A 17,628-nucleotide genomic window follows, 5' to 3' on the forward strand; every position below is an offset into this window, starting at 1 on the left:
GAATGTCATTGGCGACAGCTTTAGAGGAGCTACCTGGGTGAGCATTCACAACGGCGGGGGTGTAGGCTGGGGAGAGGTGATCAACGGCGGATTCGGTATGGTTCTGGAAGGAGACCGGAAGTCGGAGAGACGGCTCACATCTATGCTGCATTGGGATGTAAACAACGGAATTGCCAGGAGATCCTGGGCACGAAACGAAGGTGCTGTGTATGCGATCAAACGTGCTATGGAAACAGAATCTAAATTAAAAGTCACGCTTCCTAATATGGTAGATGATAATCTTTTCCAATAGGGAAGGGTTAATTTAATTCAGAAATCCGAAAATTCAAAAATCCCGCTCTAACTAAAGTTTGGCGGGATTTCAATTTAATGGAGTAAAGATTTTTCCTAAAGATACTGCTGTTGCGTAACTAAAGCTGTCAATTCTCTACTGCGGTTTTAGATCGTATTTGACCCGGGAAGATCACTTTAATAGGCTTATTGGTTCAAACCCAGAGGTTGGGATCCAAGGATTTCTGTCACCAGTCTAAAGCGGTTTGCAGAGAGAGCATAGTGATAATAATTGTTGTCATGAAGGGTTCCCGACTATTCGCTGACAGTTGGGAGGTCATTAAACTACTAAACAGGAATTATAAAAATGTTATAATTCCCATTTATTAAATACACTTATCTTGCTGCTCCTAAACTAAAATCAATTATGGCCTCAGGAATTTTTGCACTACTCGATGATATTGCAGCTTTAATGGATGATGTGGCGGTGATGGGAAAAGTCGCCGGAAAGAAAACAGCAGGTTTATTAGGCGACGATTTGGCGGTAAATGCAGAGAAGGCTTCTGGCTTCATGTCTGCCAGGGAGCTACCGGTGCTTTGGGCAATTACAAAAGGATCATTTCTAAACAAATTGATCATTCTACCCCTTGCGTTTTTATTAAGTGCTTTTTTTCCCTCTGCCATTACCGTTATCCTGATCATTGGCGGACTTTATCTGGCCTATGAGGGTGCCGAAAAAATATATGAATATATTTTTCCACATGCCCATAAAACTGAGTCCCCTAAACTTGAAAAACTTTCTAAAGAAGAAGTGTTAAGCAGGGAAAAGGAAAAAATTAAATCGGCGATCCTGACCGACTTCATACTTTCTGTAGAGATCGTTATCATAGCCCTGGGGGCCGTGGGTAATGAACCCCTGCTAAATCAAATTCTGGTAGTTACTCTTATTGCTCTGGTTGCCACTGTTGGGGTGTATGGCCTCGTTGGGCTTATTGTAAGGATGGATGAATTTGGCGCTAAACTTATAGATCTCAACGATAGGGAAAACAGCTTTTCTGATAAAATAGGTGGGTTTCTTGTAAATGCGCTGCCAGTGGTCATTAAAAGCCTGTCCATCATTGGGACCATAGCCTTACTTCTGGTTTCGGGAGGCATTTTCAGACATAACATTCATTTTCTCCACGGACTTGCTGAGAGTCTACCCGGCATTCTTGTTGATTTCATATTAGGTCTTATTGTTGGATTCATCGTTTTGATGTTCATAAAAATGATCGTCAAAATCTGGAAGAAATTTAGCAGGTAGAGGAAGGACAGGAGAAAAGAATTTTTCTTTCTTAGTTTGGTTTTTGCCGGGTCACTTCTAAAGACCTTGTAAGTTTCTAACACCCTGAAAACTTTCCCTGAACGACAATCGTTATATCAAATCTTCTGTCGCTGCCCGAGGATTCAGACTTTCATGCATTCCTTATAAAATCAAATCTTCATTTCTTCTGTTCTTGAAAAATAAGGAAAAGGATTTTTAAAAATGCAAAGTACAGCAGCTATTTATTTTTACCTTAACAGGATTCATTCTATAAAACATTAACTTTAAAAAAACCTTTTTTCATGGAATTATTAATCCTGTATGCCTTTATTTCCATCTTTTTTTCTTTTTTATGCTCTATTCTTGAAGCGGCACTTTTGAGTTTCACCCCTTCATTTATCAAGGTAAAAAGACAGGAAGGAAAAAAATATGCAGATACTCTCGCTGAATTTAAAAAAGATATAGACAGGCCTTTAATAGCCATACTTACGGTGAATACCATTGCTCACACGGTAGGAGCCATATTAGTGGGGGTACAGGCAGAAAAGGCATTTGGCGACGGGACCAACGCTGTGGGGATCGTTTCAGCCATAATGACCTTAGCTATTCTTGTTCTTTCAGAAATCATTCCGAAGACAATTGGTGCGACCTACTGGCAAAGTTTAGGTGCTTTCACGGCAAAAACGTTAAACATATTGATTTTCCCCTTAAAATATACAGGCATCCTTTGGCTAATGATGCTAACCACTAAAGTAATTGGTAAATCTGCTCATGTGAGTACCATGAGCAGGGAGGAATTTCTTGCTATAACTGATGCAGCCGGCGAAGAAGGGGTATTCGAAAAAAGTGAAACCACCATTATCAAAAATCTACTTCTTTTTAAGTCTGTTGAAGCCAAAGATGTGATGACCCCTTTCTCTGTAGCAATGATAGAAGATGAAGAAGTCTCGATCGAAGATTTTTTTCACGCGAACAGGAATTTAAAATTTTCCCGGATCCCTATATATAATAAATCGCCAAATAATATTACCGGCTTTATTTTGAAGGATGATCTTTTAGAGGAAATGGTGGACGACAAAGGACCGGAACCATTAAGTTCCCTTAGAAGGGAACTTCCGGCTATTGCAGGTGATATTCCTATTCCGGTATTGTTTGATAATTTTATAAAAACAAGAATTCACATGGCGATGGTGGTTGACGAATTTGGAAATACAATAGGCCTGGTCACTATGGAAGATATTATTGAAACGCTGTTGGGATTGGAAATAATGGATGAAAGTGACAATGTGGAGGACATGCAGAAACTGGCACGTAAAAAATGGGAAGAACGAGCAAAGAAGATGGGGATTTTGTCCTTAGATCAGGATGAACCAAATAACACCTGATCTACCCCAGAATAAGGTAGGCAGCTACCCCTCCTATAATCAGACCAGCGAGAAGTCCCCATAAAAAGTCTCTCCAGGAAATGTTTATCCCAAATGTTCTAACGGACCATAATCGAAAATTTATTTTTCTGTTCTCTAAAAATTTTCGGATACCGGTTGACCGTGCTATCTCATAATTTTCTCCGGGATACCAATACTGAGAACCATCTCTTCTACTTTGGATAATTACCTGTTGTTCTTTTAACAGATTTAAAGCTCTGGGGTAAACCGCACTTCCAATTCTGTTCCTGAACCTGCCGAAGGTTTCCATTTCCTGCAGGATCTCTTTAATAGCCCGGTATATTTTAATCTGTTTTCGCATACCATATTATTTCAGTTCAGAAAAATCAAATCCGGAAATTTCCTTTTGGAGATTAGCTCTGGTCACAGTCTGGAAATTCTAAATCTGCAAGGATTCAATTTACGGCTTACTCCTTCTTAAGGTTCAGTTCTTTGAAAATCACCTTGTCTTCTAACTAAATTAAATTACGTTTAAAAATTAAATAATTCCAAGTGCTTCGAATAGTTTAGGTATATTTATATTCTGTGAAAGTTGTAAGACGCATCTTTTGCAATAAAAGATGTCTTAAAGTTAACAGGGCCAACATTTATAAAGGTTTAGATACCTCTTTATTTTATTTAGTCAAGTCATCGTGTTATGAAACATGTGCCAGTAATCCTGGTTGCTTTACTTGCAGCAACAACCGCCTTCTCTCAGCAAGTTCATTTAGATAATTTAGAAAAAAAAGTTGATTCTATTACAGGAATTTCCGGACAGGAAAATGAGCCCGGATTATCTGTTGGGGTAGTTTACCGTGGTCGGCCCGTTCTAAATTCCCATTCCGGCCTAATGAACCTGGAAAATCAAGTAAAGACTTCGGGCAGCACAATGTATAACCTGGCCTCGGTATCCAAGCATATCACAGCCTTTGGAATTCTATTACTGGAAGCCGAAGGGAAACTTGAGCTTCAGGATAGGGTTGGAGACTATTTACCCGACCTTCCAAAGGAATTTAAGGAGGTTACCATAGATCAGCTTTTACATCATACCTCAGGGATTCCTTCAACAGATAATTTAAGGCTTTTTGCCGGCATTCCCCTGGATGTTCCCTGGACGATGGCCGATGAAATGGACCTCTTAAAAAAATACTCACATTTAAATTTTGAACCGGGAACAGATTTTATGTACTCCAATGGAGGATACAGCTTGTTGGCTGCTATTATTGAGATGGCAGGCGATCAGGAGTTTGATGATTATTTTCGTCAAAAGGTTTTTGATCCAAATGATCTGCAGGCTGTAGCTTATAGTAATCCGGAGAAATCAATCAGTAATCGGGCAACCGGTTACAGACTGGCAGGAGATACTTTGGTGGATGCAAGGACAGAGACTGAAAGTGTACCGGGTGGATCTAATTTTTATTTTAATATGAATGATATGCTGGTATGGATGGACCTGCTTCTTAAGGAAAATCCACCCTATAGCCAACAGATCTCGAAAATGATGAAAGCCTCCTTCACCTTACCCACAGGAGATACTATCCCATATTCCCACGGTTTGAATGTGAAACCTTATAAAGGGGTGAAAGCGGTTTATCACAGCGGCGGCACCCCGGGATTTGCTTCCTATATGATGTTGTTCCCTGAACAGGAACTGGGAATCGCTGTTCTTACCAACAATGAAAAGATAAATGTTTCACGAATAATCAGAAAGCTTGCTGATGGGATACTTTCCGAATTTATAAAAGAGGAAAAACCATTAGAAAGGGTCGCGATTTCACTTACAGAGGATAAATTGAAGAAGTGGGAGGGAGGCTACCGAATGGAAGATGGTCTTATTCTTAAGATCCTGCCTGAAAACGAAGCCTTATTCCTGGTACTGCCTGAAGCACAACGATTTCAGTTACACGCCGAATCTGAAACAAATTATTTTATTTCAGAATTTGATGCCCGGGTAGTTTTTTCTACCACTCCTGAGGGAAAGCCTTTTCAATTTAAGCTCATTCAGGGAACAAATGTGCAGACCGGAACTTTCACTGAACCTGCGGAATTTTCTCAGGTGCCACCCGATCCTCAAGCCCTTATTGGTTCCTATTACCAACCTGAGTTAGATGTTACCTATAGGCTGGAAGCAATAGATGGAGTCCTCATGTTGCAACTTCCCGAAACCTTTGAAAAATATCTGAATTTCTACCAAGTGACCCTCAAACCTGTTTTAGGGAATGTATTTAATACAGATCGACTTGGAGTCGTAGAATTTCTGCAAAATGAACAGGATGAAATCACAGGTTTGAGGTTTAATGATGTGGGGAGATTGCGACATATAAGCTTCACCAAAATTAATTAACCCTCCTCTTTAATTCCCTTCTGCTCATGAACTCGGATAGAATAAACTTCTATAGGTTATACAGGTCTTTTCTTCAATGTGGTGGCGCTTTCTCATAGAATTTCCTTCCTTTGGCCTGGTATGTTAACATAACTCAATCATAAATTTTCTTAATTTAAAGTTAATTAAGTCGTTGAAAGACTTTATATTCGCCATGAAATACATCTTAATTTTACATTTTATAGGATTTTTCCTACAAAATAAACAAGTAGAAAAAGCTACGGATGGAGGAATATTTTAAGGACGAGAAACGCCGAAAGGAAATTCAGCGACTTTCAGAAGGGACAATGAGGATCACCAATATTCTGTTTCTTCTGCTTAGTTTTTTAATATTATTTTCTTTCCTAATGCTTTTATTTGACAAGGGTGCAGTCATGGTAGCAGAAGAAGTGGTTCAGGCCGGTACTTCGCCACCTCGTTAGAAGGATTTTATGAACTTCACAATTCTTTTTTTAGTTTCATTATTTTAGAAGCCTAATGCTATTGCAGCTTATTCCTGGCAGGAATCCTCTTCAGCAATTTCTCATGTCCTGTTTAAAAGTTTAACGCGGCATCATTTGCAGTTTCTCTCCCTCCAATGTTTCCAGTTCCCCCATCATAAAGGCAGTCGCACAGGCATGTACGGGAAGTATGCCCAATACGTCACCCACTTTTACTTGATCTGTCATTTCCTGCGGAAGGCTGATCACTCCGTGTTCCTGGGAGAGTTTTATTACCCGCCCTCCCGGAATGGGAGCCGACCAACTATCCTCTGTAAGGCTTACTACCAGTCCGAAATAGGTATTTCCTTCGGAATCTGTAAGGGAGTCTTTTCCCTGGTGAACCCAGCCACTGTGTACCACTACCTCCTGCCTTTCGGGATGTACCGAGACAACAGGAACAGCGAGACAGATGGCTATTTCTTCGAGGGTATTGGCTCCTATGCTATTCTGAACAAGATCGTAATACACGAAATTGCCGGGGTGAATGCTGTCGATTCCTTCAAAATCTTCTATGATGCTGCAGGAAGGGGTGTCGCCAAAAGCAAGTTTAAGATTGGGATAGGTTTGTCTAAAATGACTTTTTAAGGCACGAAGTTTTTTCAGAAATAACCCGGAAATTTCTTCGACTTCCCGTGGTGACGCCGCGCTGTAGGTATGTCCGGCATGCGTATAAAAGCCATCAAATTTCAAGTAAGATCCTTTGGTGAGCTCAAGGATTCCTGCAATTGCCGAAAGATTCGCAGGATCAATCCCCGAACGGTGATCCCCCACATCAATTTCTATGTAAAATTTTACAGGGGTACGTAACTGCTCCTTCAGAACCTTCGCCGCCTCCTTAGAATTTAGAAAGATCCTGAGATCAACCTTTTCTGCAAGTGCATTGATCTGCTCTGTTTCCAGAACATTGACCGGAAATGCAATCGTGATATCAACCCACCCGCGACCGGCAAAATATTCAGCCATCTTCACAGAGGTTACGGTAATTGCTTTCACCCCCTCTTCTCTGAACCATTTCCCTATGCTGGCAGATTGGTGAGTTTTAAAATGTGGGATTAGCTGCACGTGATGTCTTTCTGCCTTATTGAACATTTTCCTGATGTTGGCCTTACAGGTAGTTCGGTCCAATAGCAAAGTGGGTCGGGTTATTTGTAGCATGATCATAAATTCTCACGACCAATTTACTAAGAATAGCCTGCACTGGAAAATGAATTAAACAGGAGAATTTAATGAATTGAAATGATATTTTGACTGATTGCCCCTTGATCATACTTTCTTTCATTCCAAAAAAAAATCCCGAATTAAGTCAGTTGCAGATCAACTTTTGGCCTCAGGACATCGGGAATCCACGGGATCAATTTCCGCCTGAACATTTATATCCTGTGCGTGGGTATCAACTTTATTTTTTTCATCAGAGGTGCTGAAAACACAACAAAATATAAGCGCTATAATAGTAGTCAAAAGATTTTGCATTCGAACAGGTTTATTTTTTCGTTAGATGGAATTGAATCCAATTCGAGCCTTAAGACTCATTTAACCTGTAGGGAAGGTTGGTAAACGGGTGTAAATCTAAAAATTTTCTTAAAAACCTGAAAGTTTTTTCGTGTTAAGTATTCTTCCGCAGACAGACAGCGGCTCATAAAATCCCTCTTTAATTAAGGGGTGCTAAGATCAAGCCGGGAATATTTATCCATTAAACCTCCTTCAATGAAAGCTGTTTTTGTGACCAGTAAAGTTCTTTGATCTACATCAACCTCTACAAAGAACCGGTCAACAGCATAAAGCAGGTACTTATGTTCACCACTTTCGACGGCTTGTAATTTCACCCCGCATAAAAGAAGGATCTCATCCTGCTCCTGGGGGGGTAAACTCTGGAACTCTTTATAGGTGATTCTTTCCAATTTTATTTGGGATGCTGATTCTCAAAGCTAAATTATTGGTTTAGTGACAGCTTCTTCTTAAAAGAGATTAAAATAAACCTTCTGAAATATTAAATTTTTGCAACTTTTTCCATGGCTATAAAAATAAAGATCAATCCTTGATATTGATCCAAACCGGGGCATGATCACTGGTCTTTTCCCAGCCGCGTACAGATTTATCCACTCCGGCGTCAAGGAGTCGGTCGTTAAGATGCTCGTTTAACAGAAAATGATCTATACGCAGGCCTGCATTACGGCTATAGGCATTCCGGAAATAATCCCAGAAAGTATAAATGGTTTCTTCGGGATATAACTTCCTTATGGCGTCTGTCCAACCCTGGGCAAGCAATTTTTCATAAGCAGCACGAGTTTCTGGTCTAAAGAGGGCATCGTCTATCCATCTTTCCGGCTTATAAACATCTTTTTCTGTAGGTATGACATTATAATCTCCGGTAAGGATCACGGGCCTGTCTATTTCCAATAACTCTTTTGCTCTTCCTGTAAGGCGTTTGAACCAGTCGAGCTTATAGTCAAATTTAGGACCGGGAGCCGGATTGCCATTTGGGAGATAAAGACAGCCAATATGCAGGTCATTGATATCGGCTTCAATGTAGCGGCTTTGCACATCTTCAGGATCCCCCGGGAGGGTACGACCCAGTTCTTTGATCTCCATGTCCCTGGCAAGTATAGCCACCCCGTTCCACCTTTTTTGACCGTGCCAAATGGCATTATACCCGGCATCTGCGATTTCCTGCTTCGGAATTTTCTCATCGGGGGATTTTAATTCCTGAAGACAAACCACGTCAGGTTTTGTTTCCTTCAGCCAGCGTAACAAAACAGGAAGACGGGCATTGATCCCATTGACATTGTAAGTAGCTATTTTCATTTTTCACATGTTCAGCAGAGAGGTTATATTTTCCGGCAGCATCAGTTTTTTTGGATTTTAAAAATCAAACATACCGTTCAACTTTTTGTATCCCTGATGAAGGGGGTACTAATTAAATTACAAAAAGCACCTTCCGGAGAAAAGTATTTAACGCAACTTTAAAAACGGAAGTTTCTTCTTCTCTAATGTTTATTTTCTGCGGAAGACTAAATTAAAAGTAACCCGGTTACATAAACAAGAATTCCAACCAGCATCATTACCAGGGTATACGGAAGTATCTCCCGGGCCTTTAACCTTGTGATTGCAAGCAGGGGAAGTGCCCAGAAGGGTTGTAACATATTGGTGATCTGATCACCATAAGCGAAAGCCATGATGGCCTTATTTAAAGGAACTCCAAGTTGTAGTGCACTTTCAAGAACTATGGGGCCCTGGATAGCCCACTGGCCACCCCCGCTGGGTACGAAGATGTTAACCAGGCCTGCACTAATAAAGGTATATACAGGAAGGCTCACCTCTGTGGCGATGCCTGAAAAGAACATGGCTATATCATTTACCATTCCTGTTTCTCTCATGATGCCCATGATCCCAAAATAAAGCGGGAACTGTATTAAAATTGCAGCAGCACCCAATATTGCTTCATCCAGTGCTTTAAGGAATGAAACAAAAGAGCCGTGCAAAAGGATACAAAGACCGAGCATCAGGAAATTCAACATATTTGGGGTAAGCCTGCCGGCCAGGAGATCCTGCCGGTAGGAAGCGAAAAAAGCTGCCAGTAAAAGTATTCCGAAAATATGGTTCAGCCATTTGGAATGATCCAGCCTTTCAGCTCCCTTAATGATGCCTTCAGAGATAGAATTCCTTTCTTCAGGAAGCTCCACCGCGGCAGTAGGAGTAACTTTGGAAATGAGAAATAACAGGATTGGGATCGCAACCAGGATTATTCCGAAGAGCAGCAGGTTCCAGGAAGAAAAGATGGTCGTGTCCGTTGAAATAAAGGAGGGAATTTGTTCCAGTACCCCAACTGTATCCTGTCCCGGAAAAAGACTTGCCAGGTGCCCTTCTTCCGCAGCCTTTAAAGGGGCACTACCACTTATGCCGCCATGCCAAACCATGAGTCCGGCATAACCTGCAGCCCCCACCAATGGATAATTTATTTCGAAGCCACGCTCCCGGGCTGATTCTGCTACCTTCCTGGCCATAATGGCTCCAAAGATCAATCCCAGCCCCCAGTTAAAAAATGCCACGAGCATGGTGGAAACCGAGACTATCACTACAGCACTCGTGTTACTGCTCACCCCGGCGGTAAGTTTTCCCGTAAGCCTTGCCATAGGTTTACTCAGGACCAGTACGTGACCCAGTACCAGAATGAGCATCATTTGAACCATAAAGACCAGGAGAGTTGGCTCCCACATCCCTTCTTGCCAGTAATGCAGAATATTAAGGGCACCATCAAAGCTATTGTTCCCGGTAAAGACCAGGGCAAGCAGCATGGTGAACAGCGTTAAAAGAACGGCGAGGGTAAATGGAGCCGGAATGAGTTTTTTAAAACCTTTCTCAATTAACTGGGCAGCGTTCATGGCTCAAAGATGTAGAAATATTTTTATTCCTGAACGTTCCCCAAAAAAAATATGCTCCAAAAAAGCATTTTCAGGAGCAGATCTATAAAATTTAATTTTTCAAAATTCAGCTAAGCGGCATTTCAAAAGTGAAGTTTATTTCTTTTTTTGAAGAGCTAACCTTCAGGGTTCCATTATGGGCCTTTGCGATCTCAGAAGCAATATAAAGACCCAGTCCCAAACCTTGTTTTCCGGGTTTATGGTCCTGTCTGTAAAAAGGCTGGAACAGATTTTTCAAAGCGGTCTCGGGGATCTCATCTCCGGAGTTGGTTACCGAAAGTGAGAAGATTCCATCCCTGGTCCCTGCTTCTACAAAAATTGGTGTATCCTCATCTCCGTGCGAGAAAGCATTGCTTAAAAGATTAGAAAACAGTTGGCCTACCCTGTTCTTGTCACAATGAACGGGTTGTTCCAGGACGAGATTTACGGAGAGTTCCCTTTCCGGGGAGTTGGTTTGCAGTTCTTTTATTATTTGCTCCAGTGTTTTAAGCAAGGAAGGATTATCTGTTTTAGGGCTTATAAGAATGCCTTCACCCAGACGGCCTCGTGCAAAATCGAGCATATTCTCTATGAGCTTTTCCATCCTGAAGGAAGTGGACTTAATGATCCCTGCCTGTCTTTTGGTCATTTCGTCTTTTGCTACCTTCAGCAATATCTCTGCGCTCATCCTTGTAGTCGCAAGGGGATTACGAAGATCGTGTCCCAAAATCGCAATGAATTCCTCCCTCAGAACTGCGGTTTGCTTTTCTTCCTTCAATTCTTCAATTACCAAATTCTTTTCGTCAAGGGCTTGAAGATGAAAGGCAATAAGATCTGCGAAAAGTTTGAACATTCCCAGGATCTCAGGTGTTTTAATCCTTGCCGGTTTGGGGTCTATAGCACAGAGAGTACCAAAAAAACTTCCATCTTTACGGTAAATGGGCACTGAAATATAACTCTGGATCCCATAAATGACAGGGGTATGATGATCGAAGTATTGAGGATCTTTTTGAACGTCGTCAATGAGGATTGCCTCATTTTTTTGCCTAACTTCATGACATATGGTGGTCTCTACCTTTAGTTCATCACCCGGTTTGAGACCAAATGAAATACTGTCTTTTACAGAACAGGTAACCCACTGGTCTTCTGTGACCCTTGCAATGGCTGCAAAACCCATCCCGGTGGTTCGGCAAACCACATCCAGGAGTTGTGAGACAATAGGTATCCTGTTGATCGCCAGAACATCTACATGGATATCTGACGAAAGTTGAGTTGTAGGATTTTTAATAAGAGAAAGTATTTAGTGAATCGGTAAAAGTAATAAAAATAAGTAATACTGATTATCAGAAGGTTATGTTAAATAAATCCTGAGGTATTAATCCACTCATCCTTCTATAAAATCCTTTATTATTATTCAGTTTTTTTTAAATTTTTTAATGGGTAGTAGCCTAAGGATCTTTCCGTTATCCTCATCAGTAAGCACATGTAGAGAACCGTCCTTGGCCTGTATTCTGTATGACCGTTCTGCGTAGATTTTCGTCTGGAGCTATTAGTATTTGATCCTTCATCATAATTAGGTTTTGTTCATATCTCACTAATATACAAACATATGAGAGGTATTTTAAGGTGCTAGCCAAATGGTTGACATTTAAAACAAGGGATGAAAGTCTGCTCCAGTTGGAAGAGGATCTGTCGCTTTTATTACCTTAGATCAAAATTTTGAAAAAATGGAGAGGACTACCGCATTATTTTCACATTTAAATCTACGCTCGGTAGAACTGAAGAACCGCATTGTAGTATCGCCTATGTGCATGTACAGCAGCGAGGATGGATTTTCCAATGACTGGCACCTGGTGCATCTGGGAACCAGGGCAGTAGGCGGGGCGGGGCTTGTTATAACCGAAGCCACCGCTGTTTCTCCTGAAGGACGTATTTCACCTGACGACCTGGGACTCTGGAAGGACGAACAAATAGAAGGATTAAAGAGGATCACGAAATTTCTGAAAGAGCAGGGGAGTGTGCCGGGCATTCAGTTAGCCCATGCCGGAAGAAAAGCTTCTACAACAAGTCCCTGGAAAGGTTATGATGAACTCCGGGAAGAGGAAGGAGGCTGGAAACCTGTGGCCCCAAGCGCCGTGTCATTTAAAGAGGGAGGGTGTGTGCCTGAAGCTCTTAATGGTGCCGGTATACAAAAGGTGATCTCAGATTTTAAGATGAGTGCAGAAAGAGCCTTGAAAGCCGGTTTCCAGGTGGTGGAAATACATGCTGCACATGGATACCTGTTACACGAATTCCTGTCTCCCCTAAGCAATCTGAGAAATGATGAGTACGGAGAAACCCTGGAGAACCGTTGCCGGTTATTGCTGGAGGTGGTAAAGGCTGTGAGAGAGGTATGGCCAACAGAATTCCCCCTTTTTGTAAGGATCTCTGCAACAGATTGGGTGGAGGGAGGATGGAATGAAACCGAAGCTGTCTACCTTGCCGGACTCCTTAAAAAATATGAAGTAGATCTGGTAGATTGTTCCTCTGGGGGGCTGGTGCCTTACGCAGAAATCCCGGTAGAAAAAGGGTATCAGGTAGGTTTTGCAGAAAAGATAAAGAGGGAGGCCGGAATAAAAACCGGCGCGGTTGGTCTTATAACCGAATCACAGCAGGCAGAGGAAATTCTACAGCAGGGAAAGGCAGACCTTATTTTCATGGCAAGGGAATTGCTAAGGAACCCATACTTTCCTATGGAAGCTGCGGAAGCTCTGGGAGCAGACTTTTCCTGGCCACCTCAATACGAAAGGGCGAAAAAGATCAGGTAAGTATAATGGCATCTACTATCCCTCCCACGACGGCTAGAAGTATAGCCAGCCAAAGGGACGGGGCAAAGCCCCGGGTGTTGAAATCCTTACTCATTTTGTCGGCCAGTTCGATGATGATGGCATAGGCGATGATTCGGGTAACAAAACCCAAACCCAAAAAATAAAAGATTCCCAGGGTGGCCAGATTCAGGATCACGGTAAGTATCCAGCTGAGAAAGAAACTCAGGATCCCTATCATTAAGGCTACCACCAATGCTGTTTTATATCCTTTTAATTCAACTTTAGGGAAAAACCTTGCTGCTACCAGCAATACCAGGGAGTCAATGACAATGTGTATAAGCCAGTCTATCATGATTTGTGGGTTCGTTAGAGAATTAATTGATTAGTCATTAAATCAATCTTGTGTTTCACTGATCTTTTTTGCTTTCTCTTTGAGTTCCTTGATATTCACCGGATAAGGATTCTTCTTTAACACTCCGGCCAGGTGCACCAGGTTATGGACCATAAGGTATAACGTCCTGTTGGTAAAGAAATGTTTGTCTCCCCCTGCCTCGATATATGCAGGACCTGGACCGGCAGGCCCTACCCAGTAGCTAAAGGCATTCACCGGCACGGTAAAACCGTGTTCAGAAAGGTCGAAGCAAATGCTGGAGATCGCCTTTTTGGCCCCGTCTTCATTACCGTCTACCATTACCCCCGCCACTTTATTGAAAGTAGGATACTGGCCATTGTCCTCACGAGCCTCTGCCCATATTCCATCAAAACGTTCTGCCACTATTTTTGCTACAGAGCTACGGTCTCCTCTCCAAATTGGTGTGGCAATGATCATAATATCACTTTGCTTTACTTTGTCAAGGATCTCAGGCCAGTCATCACCTTCGCCTTCATCTGAGGAATTCCCTATGATGACATTGTGATCCACCACCCGAATACTCTCGGTTTCTACCTCAAGTTCGTGAAAGATGTTTTCAGCATTTTTAATAAAAGCTTCGGTGTTAGAAGTCTCTGGGGATTTTTTTAAGGTGCAATTCAGGAAAAGTGCTTTTAAAGCCATATTTTTTATTTGAATTAAAAATTTGATGAAGTTATACCGTCCATAATAAGATGAGATCTACCTTCCTTCTCTTCATCAAGTTACTTGCTTTTACAGCCCTATCAAAAAGGCTTAAGAAAGCATTAGGTGTTTTTTAAAAAAAATTAACTCTTCCAAGAAGGCTAATCTGAAGATAGTTAACAGTTTGCTAATCCGGGAGAATTAGAAGCTCATTTCTTTTATCTTGTAAGGTAGCAACTGCAAAAACCCTCATGTTATGAGATCGATTTGGAACGGGTCAATTAGTTTTGGATTAGTGACCATCCCTATAAAAATGTATTCAGGAAGCCAGGACAGACAGCTTGACCTGGATATGCTCGATAAACGTGACCATGCCAGGATCAGGTATAAAAGAGTGAATGAGGTAACCGGAAAGGAAGTGGAGTGGAAGGATATTGTAAAAGGCTATAAAGAAGATGATAGTTACATTATTTTGGAAAAGGAAGATTTCGACCAGGCCAATATGAAAAAATCTAAAACTATTGATATTGAAGAGTTTATCAAAGAGGAGGATGTAGCGGATGTTTTGTTCAAGAAACCTTATTTTCTGGAACCTCAAAAAAACGGGGAGAAATCTTATAACCTGCTGAAAAATGCTTTAAAGGATACCGGAAAGCTCGGAGTGGCAACTTTTGTTATGAGGGCTAAAGAGAATCTTAGCCTGGTGGGGGTTTATAAAGATGCACTTGTATTGCACGTAATTCGTTTTGCAGATGAAATCCGCGATCCTTCAGAATTAAAGATTCCAGATACGAAAGTTTCAAAAAAGGAGGTAGACATGGCGAAATCCCTGATTGAAGAGTATACCGAAAAATTCGATTTTGAAAAATATAAAGACGTCTATAACGATCAATTGTTGAAGATCATCAAATCCAAGACTGCCGGTAAAAAGGTTAAGGTTGAGAAATTCGAGAGCAAAGCTACTCCTGCAAAAGACCTTATGGCCCAGTTAAAAGCGAGTCTGGACAAAAAGAAGAAAAAAAGCAAAGCTTCATAAATGGGACTGGACGAGTACAAACGAAAAAGAAATTTTTCAAAAACTCCCGAACCCAAAGGTGCTTATGGCAAAAAACAACCACATTTAAGGTTTGTGATCCAGCGGCATCGTGCCACCCGGCTGCACTATGACCTGCGCCTGGAGATGGAGGGAGTGCTGAAAAGCTGGGCGGTACCAAAAGGACCTTCAATGAATCCCGCTGATAAACGCCTTGCCATCCAAACAGAAGACCACCCCATTAAATATCTGACCTTTCACGGTACAATTCCCAAAGGTAATTACGGGGCCGGGGAAATGAGTATCTGGGATGAAGGAACCTATAAGCTTACAGGCGGAGGAAGCGAGGAAGAGCTTTTAGAGCAGCTTGAAAAAGGAGACCTGAAACTTGAATTTTTTGGAGCCAGACTGCAGGGAACTTTCGCACTGGTGCATACCCGGCGTGGGGGTGAAAAAGATAACCAGTGGTTGCTAATCAAAAAGAAAGATGAATTTTCGACCGAGCTTGATTATGATGCTGAAGATCTTAGTGAACATGCAGCCGGAGAAAAGGTAAAAAAGCTACAGGTCACCCAACTGGTAAAGCCCATGCTGGCTACAAAAGCTTCAGGTATCTTCAATAAAGCAAACTGGATCTATGAACTAAAATGGGATGGCTACCGTGCCCTTGCAAATATTTACGAAGGGAAGGTGGACCTGTATTCCCGTAACGGCATTTCTTTTAAAAGTAAATTCACTTCGGTATACAATAACCTGAAGGCAATCCCACATGACGTCATTCTTGACGGGGAAATCGTTGCTCTGGATGAGAACGGATTGCCGCAATTTCAGAATCTCCAGAACTACCAGACGAACCCTTCGGGGGAACTGCGGTATTATGTGTTCGATATACTTTACCTGAACGGACACAACATTATGCACCTGCCGCTGTTGGAGCGAAAAAGCCTTATTTCTGATGTGATCGAAGATATTCCCCAGGTCTATTACTGTGATCATATCGAAAGCATGGGAAAAACTTTTTTTGAACAAGCGATAAAATCCGGGATGGAGGGTGTAATTGCGAAAAAAGCGGACTCTCAATATATTCCGGGAAGCAGGAGCGATAATTGGCTCAAGATAAAGGCTTTTGAGAGTCAGGAAGCCTTGATTTGCGGATATACCGAATCTGACAGTGCAGCTCCTTTCGGATCTCTTATTCTGGGAATGCACCGTGATGGGGAATTGGTGTATATTGGTAACTGCGGAACAGGATTCAGTGACCAGGATCGTAAAGAACTCTTTGAAAAATTCCAACCACTGGTAACCGGGGAACGGCCATTTGGGAAGAAGGTGAACCTGAAAGGGCGGAAGCCGGTATGGCTTCTCCCGGAACTTATATGCGAGGTTAGATTCACCGAATGGACTTCCTCAGGTCACATGAGGCATCCGTCTTTTAAAGGATTGCGGTTTGACAAACTCCCGTCTGAAATTGATAAGGAGAAAGTGGCCAAAGTGCCCAAACAGGGAAGAGCTTCTAAAAAAGCCGGTGATTTTCTGGAGATAGGAGGGATCCAGGTTCCCATTAGCAACCTTGATAAGATCTACTGGCCCGAATCAGGGCTTCGGAAGTTTGACCTCATTGAATATTACCTGCAGATAGCCGATTATATCCTACCTTTCTTAAAGGACCGTCCCCAGAACCTGCACCGGCATCCCAATGGAATTAATGAGCCCGGTTTCTATCAAAAAGATACTGCCGGGATTTTTCCACACTGGCTGGAAACCTTGAAAGTTCACTCCCGTTCCAGTCAAAAAGAAATAGAATATATTCTCTGCCAGAATGAGGCAAGCCTTATTTACCTTGCCAATCTTGGCTGTATAGAGCTAAATCCCTGGAGTTCCCGTAAAGACAGCCTGGAGTATCCTGATTTTACCGTAATCGATATTGATCCATCAGAAAAAACCACTTTTGAGGAGGTGGTAAAAGTTGCGCTTGTAGCCAAACAGGTTTTAGAAAAGGCGCAGATAAAAGGTTATATAAAAACTTCAGGTTCCAGCGGACTTCATATCTACATTCCCCTTGGAGGCAAATACGATTATGATGAAGCCCGTGACTTCACAAAGATCCTTTGTTATTTCGTACAGGAAGAATTACCCGACCTTACCAGTATGGAACGAAATGTGAAAAAACGTAAAGGGAAAATATATCTCGATTTCCTTCAGAACAGAAAAGGACAAACGCTCGCGGCTCCGTATTGTGCAAGACCTAAACCTGGAGCTACTGTTTCTGCCCCTCTTGAATGGGAAGAAGTGGGACCGGGGTTGGACATGAGGGATTTTACCATAAAAACAATGCCCGATAGAATTGCGGAAAAGCCTGATCTTTTCCTCCCGGTTCTGGATAAAGGGATCAGCATTGAGAAGGCTCTGGAAGCCCTTGCAGGCTAACGGGTGCCGGCTGTGATTCAGTATCTTACGAAAAAAATTAGGATTTAT

At 42.0% G+C, this 17,628-nt stretch carries 16 protein-coding genes and 1 pseudogene; 8 read left to right on the forward strand and 9 right to left on the reverse strand.

The features are described from left to right. The 3 genes and pseudogenes from ACFSTG_RS10860 to ACFSTG_RS10870 form a co-directional block, all read left to right on the forward strand. A pseudogene (locus ACFSTG_RS10860) lies at window positions 1–292 on the forward strand (urocanate hydratase); the annotation flags it as partial. A 405-nt stretch (window positions 293–697) separates the two neighbouring features. Then, window positions 698–1,573: a DUF808 domain-containing protein gene (locus ACFSTG_RS10865; RefSeq protein ID WP_380752444.1), complete on the forward strand. Its 876-nt coding sequence runs from the start codon at window positions 698–700 to the stop codon at window positions 1,571–1,573. A gap of 302 nt (window positions 1,574–1,875) precedes the next feature. Continuing rightward, window positions 1,876–2,958 (forward strand): CNNM domain-containing protein, encoded by a 1,083-nt coding sequence (locus tag ACFSTG_RS10870; protein ID WP_380752447.1) that lies wholly within the window; start codon window positions 1,876–1,878, stop codon window positions 2,956–2,958. 1 nt (window position 2,959) lies between these two features. Here ACFSTG_RS10870 and ACFSTG_RS10875 read toward each other — a convergent pair whose 3' ends face one another. Then, entirely contained in the window at window positions 2,960–3,319 is a 360-nt protein-coding gene (locus ACFSTG_RS10875; RefSeq protein ID WP_380752450.1) for a hypothetical protein, read from the reverse strand. A 336-nt stretch (window positions 3,320–3,655) separates the two neighbouring features. Here ACFSTG_RS10875 and ACFSTG_RS10880 point away from each other — a divergent pair, with 336 nt between their 5' ends. Both ACFSTG_RS10880 and ACFSTG_RS10885 read left to right on the forward strand, forming a co-directional pair. After that, complete coding sequence (locus ACFSTG_RS10880) at window positions 3,656–5,341, forward strand: serine hydrolase (RefSeq protein ID WP_380752453.1); 1,686 nt, start codon at window positions 3,656–3,658, stop codon at window positions 5,339–5,341. 263 nt (window positions 5,342–5,604) lie between these two features. Further along, window positions 5,605–5,802, forward strand: a complete 198-nt coding sequence (locus ACFSTG_RS10885; protein ID WP_380752455.1) for a hypothetical protein — start codon at window positions 5,605–5,607, stop codon at window positions 5,800–5,802. A 120-nt stretch (window positions 5,803–5,922) separates the two neighbouring features. On the opposite strand, the gene ACFSTG_RS10890 is transcribed toward ACFSTG_RS10885, so the two are convergent. From ACFSTG_RS10890 to ACFSTG_RS10915, 6 genes are all read right to left on the reverse strand, one after another. Further along, a complete protein-coding gene (locus ACFSTG_RS10890; RefSeq protein WP_380752458.1) occupies window positions 5,923–7,017 on the reverse strand; it encodes an alanine racemase in 1,095 nt (364 codons plus the stop codon). A 159-nt stretch (window positions 7,018–7,176) separates the two neighbouring features. Then, window positions 7,177–7,332: a hypothetical protein gene (locus tag ACFSTG_RS10895; protein WP_380752461.1), complete on the reverse strand. Its 156-nt coding sequence runs from the start codon at window positions 7,330–7,332 to the stop codon at window positions 7,177–7,179. 182 nt (window positions 7,333–7,514) lie between these two features. Next, a complete protein-coding gene (locus ACFSTG_RS10900; protein WP_380752464.1) occupies window positions 7,515–7,760 on the reverse strand; it encodes a hypothetical protein in 246 nt (81 codons plus the stop codon). A gap of 130 nt (window positions 7,761–7,890) precedes the next feature. Further along, on the reverse strand, window positions 7,891–8,664 hold the full coding sequence (gene xth / locus ACFSTG_RS10905; RefSeq protein ID WP_380752467.1) for an exodeoxyribonuclease III: 774 nt from the start codon (window positions 8,662–8,664) through the stop codon (window positions 7,891–7,893). Between the two features lie 206 nt (window positions 8,665–8,870). After that, the gene (locus tag ACFSTG_RS10910; protein WP_380752470.1) at window positions 8,871–10,241 is read right to left on the reverse strand and encodes a short-chain fatty acid transporter; all 1,371 of its coding nucleotides are present in this window, start codon (window positions 10,239–10,241) and stop codon (window positions 8,871–8,873) included. A 106-nt stretch (window positions 10,242–10,347) separates the two neighbouring features. After that, on the reverse strand, window positions 10,348–11,559 hold the full coding sequence (locus ACFSTG_RS10915) for a GAF domain-containing sensor histidine kinase (RefSeq protein ID WP_380753748.1): 1,212 nt from the start codon (window positions 11,557–11,559) through the stop codon (window positions 10,348–10,350). Window positions 11,560–11,986: 427 nt separating this feature from the next. On the opposite strand from ACFSTG_RS10915, the gene namA reads away from it, so the two are divergent. Beyond that, window positions 11,987–13,066, forward strand: a complete 1,080-nt coding sequence (gene namA / locus ACFSTG_RS10920; protein WP_380752473.1) for an NADPH dehydrogenase NamA — start codon at window positions 11,987–11,989, stop codon at window positions 13,064–13,066. Here namA and ACFSTG_RS10925 read toward each other — a convergent pair. Both ACFSTG_RS10925 and ACFSTG_RS10930 read right to left on the reverse strand, forming a co-directional pair. Next, window positions 13,059–13,418 (reverse strand): phage holin family protein, encoded by a 360-nt coding sequence (locus ACFSTG_RS10925; RefSeq protein ID WP_380752476.1) that lies wholly within the window; start codon window positions 13,416–13,418, stop codon window positions 13,059–13,061. The genes namA and ACFSTG_RS10925 overlap by 8 nt on opposite strands. Before the next feature lie 42 nt (window positions 13,419–13,460). Beyond that, the gene (locus ACFSTG_RS10930; protein ID WP_380752479.1) at window positions 13,461–14,120 is read right to left on the reverse strand and encodes a flavodoxin family protein; all 660 of its coding nucleotides are present in this window, start codon (window positions 14,118–14,120) and stop codon (window positions 13,461–13,463) included. A gap of 256 nt (window positions 14,121–14,376) precedes the next feature. Here ACFSTG_RS10930 and ku point away from each other — a divergent pair, with 256 nt between their 5' ends. Next, complete coding sequence (gene ku, locus ACFSTG_RS10935) at window positions 14,377–15,156, forward strand: non-homologous end joining protein Ku (RefSeq protein ID WP_380752482.1); 780 nt, start codon at window positions 14,377–14,379, stop codon at window positions 15,154–15,156. Then, entirely contained in the window at window positions 15,157–17,580 is a 2,424-nt protein-coding gene (ligD, locus tag ACFSTG_RS10940) for a DNA ligase D (RefSeq protein WP_380752485.1), read from the forward strand. Window positions 17,581–17,628: the final 48 nt, after the last annotated feature.

Origin of the sequence: Salinimicrobium flavum, from assembly GCF_042684505.1 — a bacterium.
GTDB lineage: Bacteria > Bacteroidota > Bacteroidia > Flavobacteriales > Flavobacteriaceae > Salinimicrobium > Salinimicrobium flavum.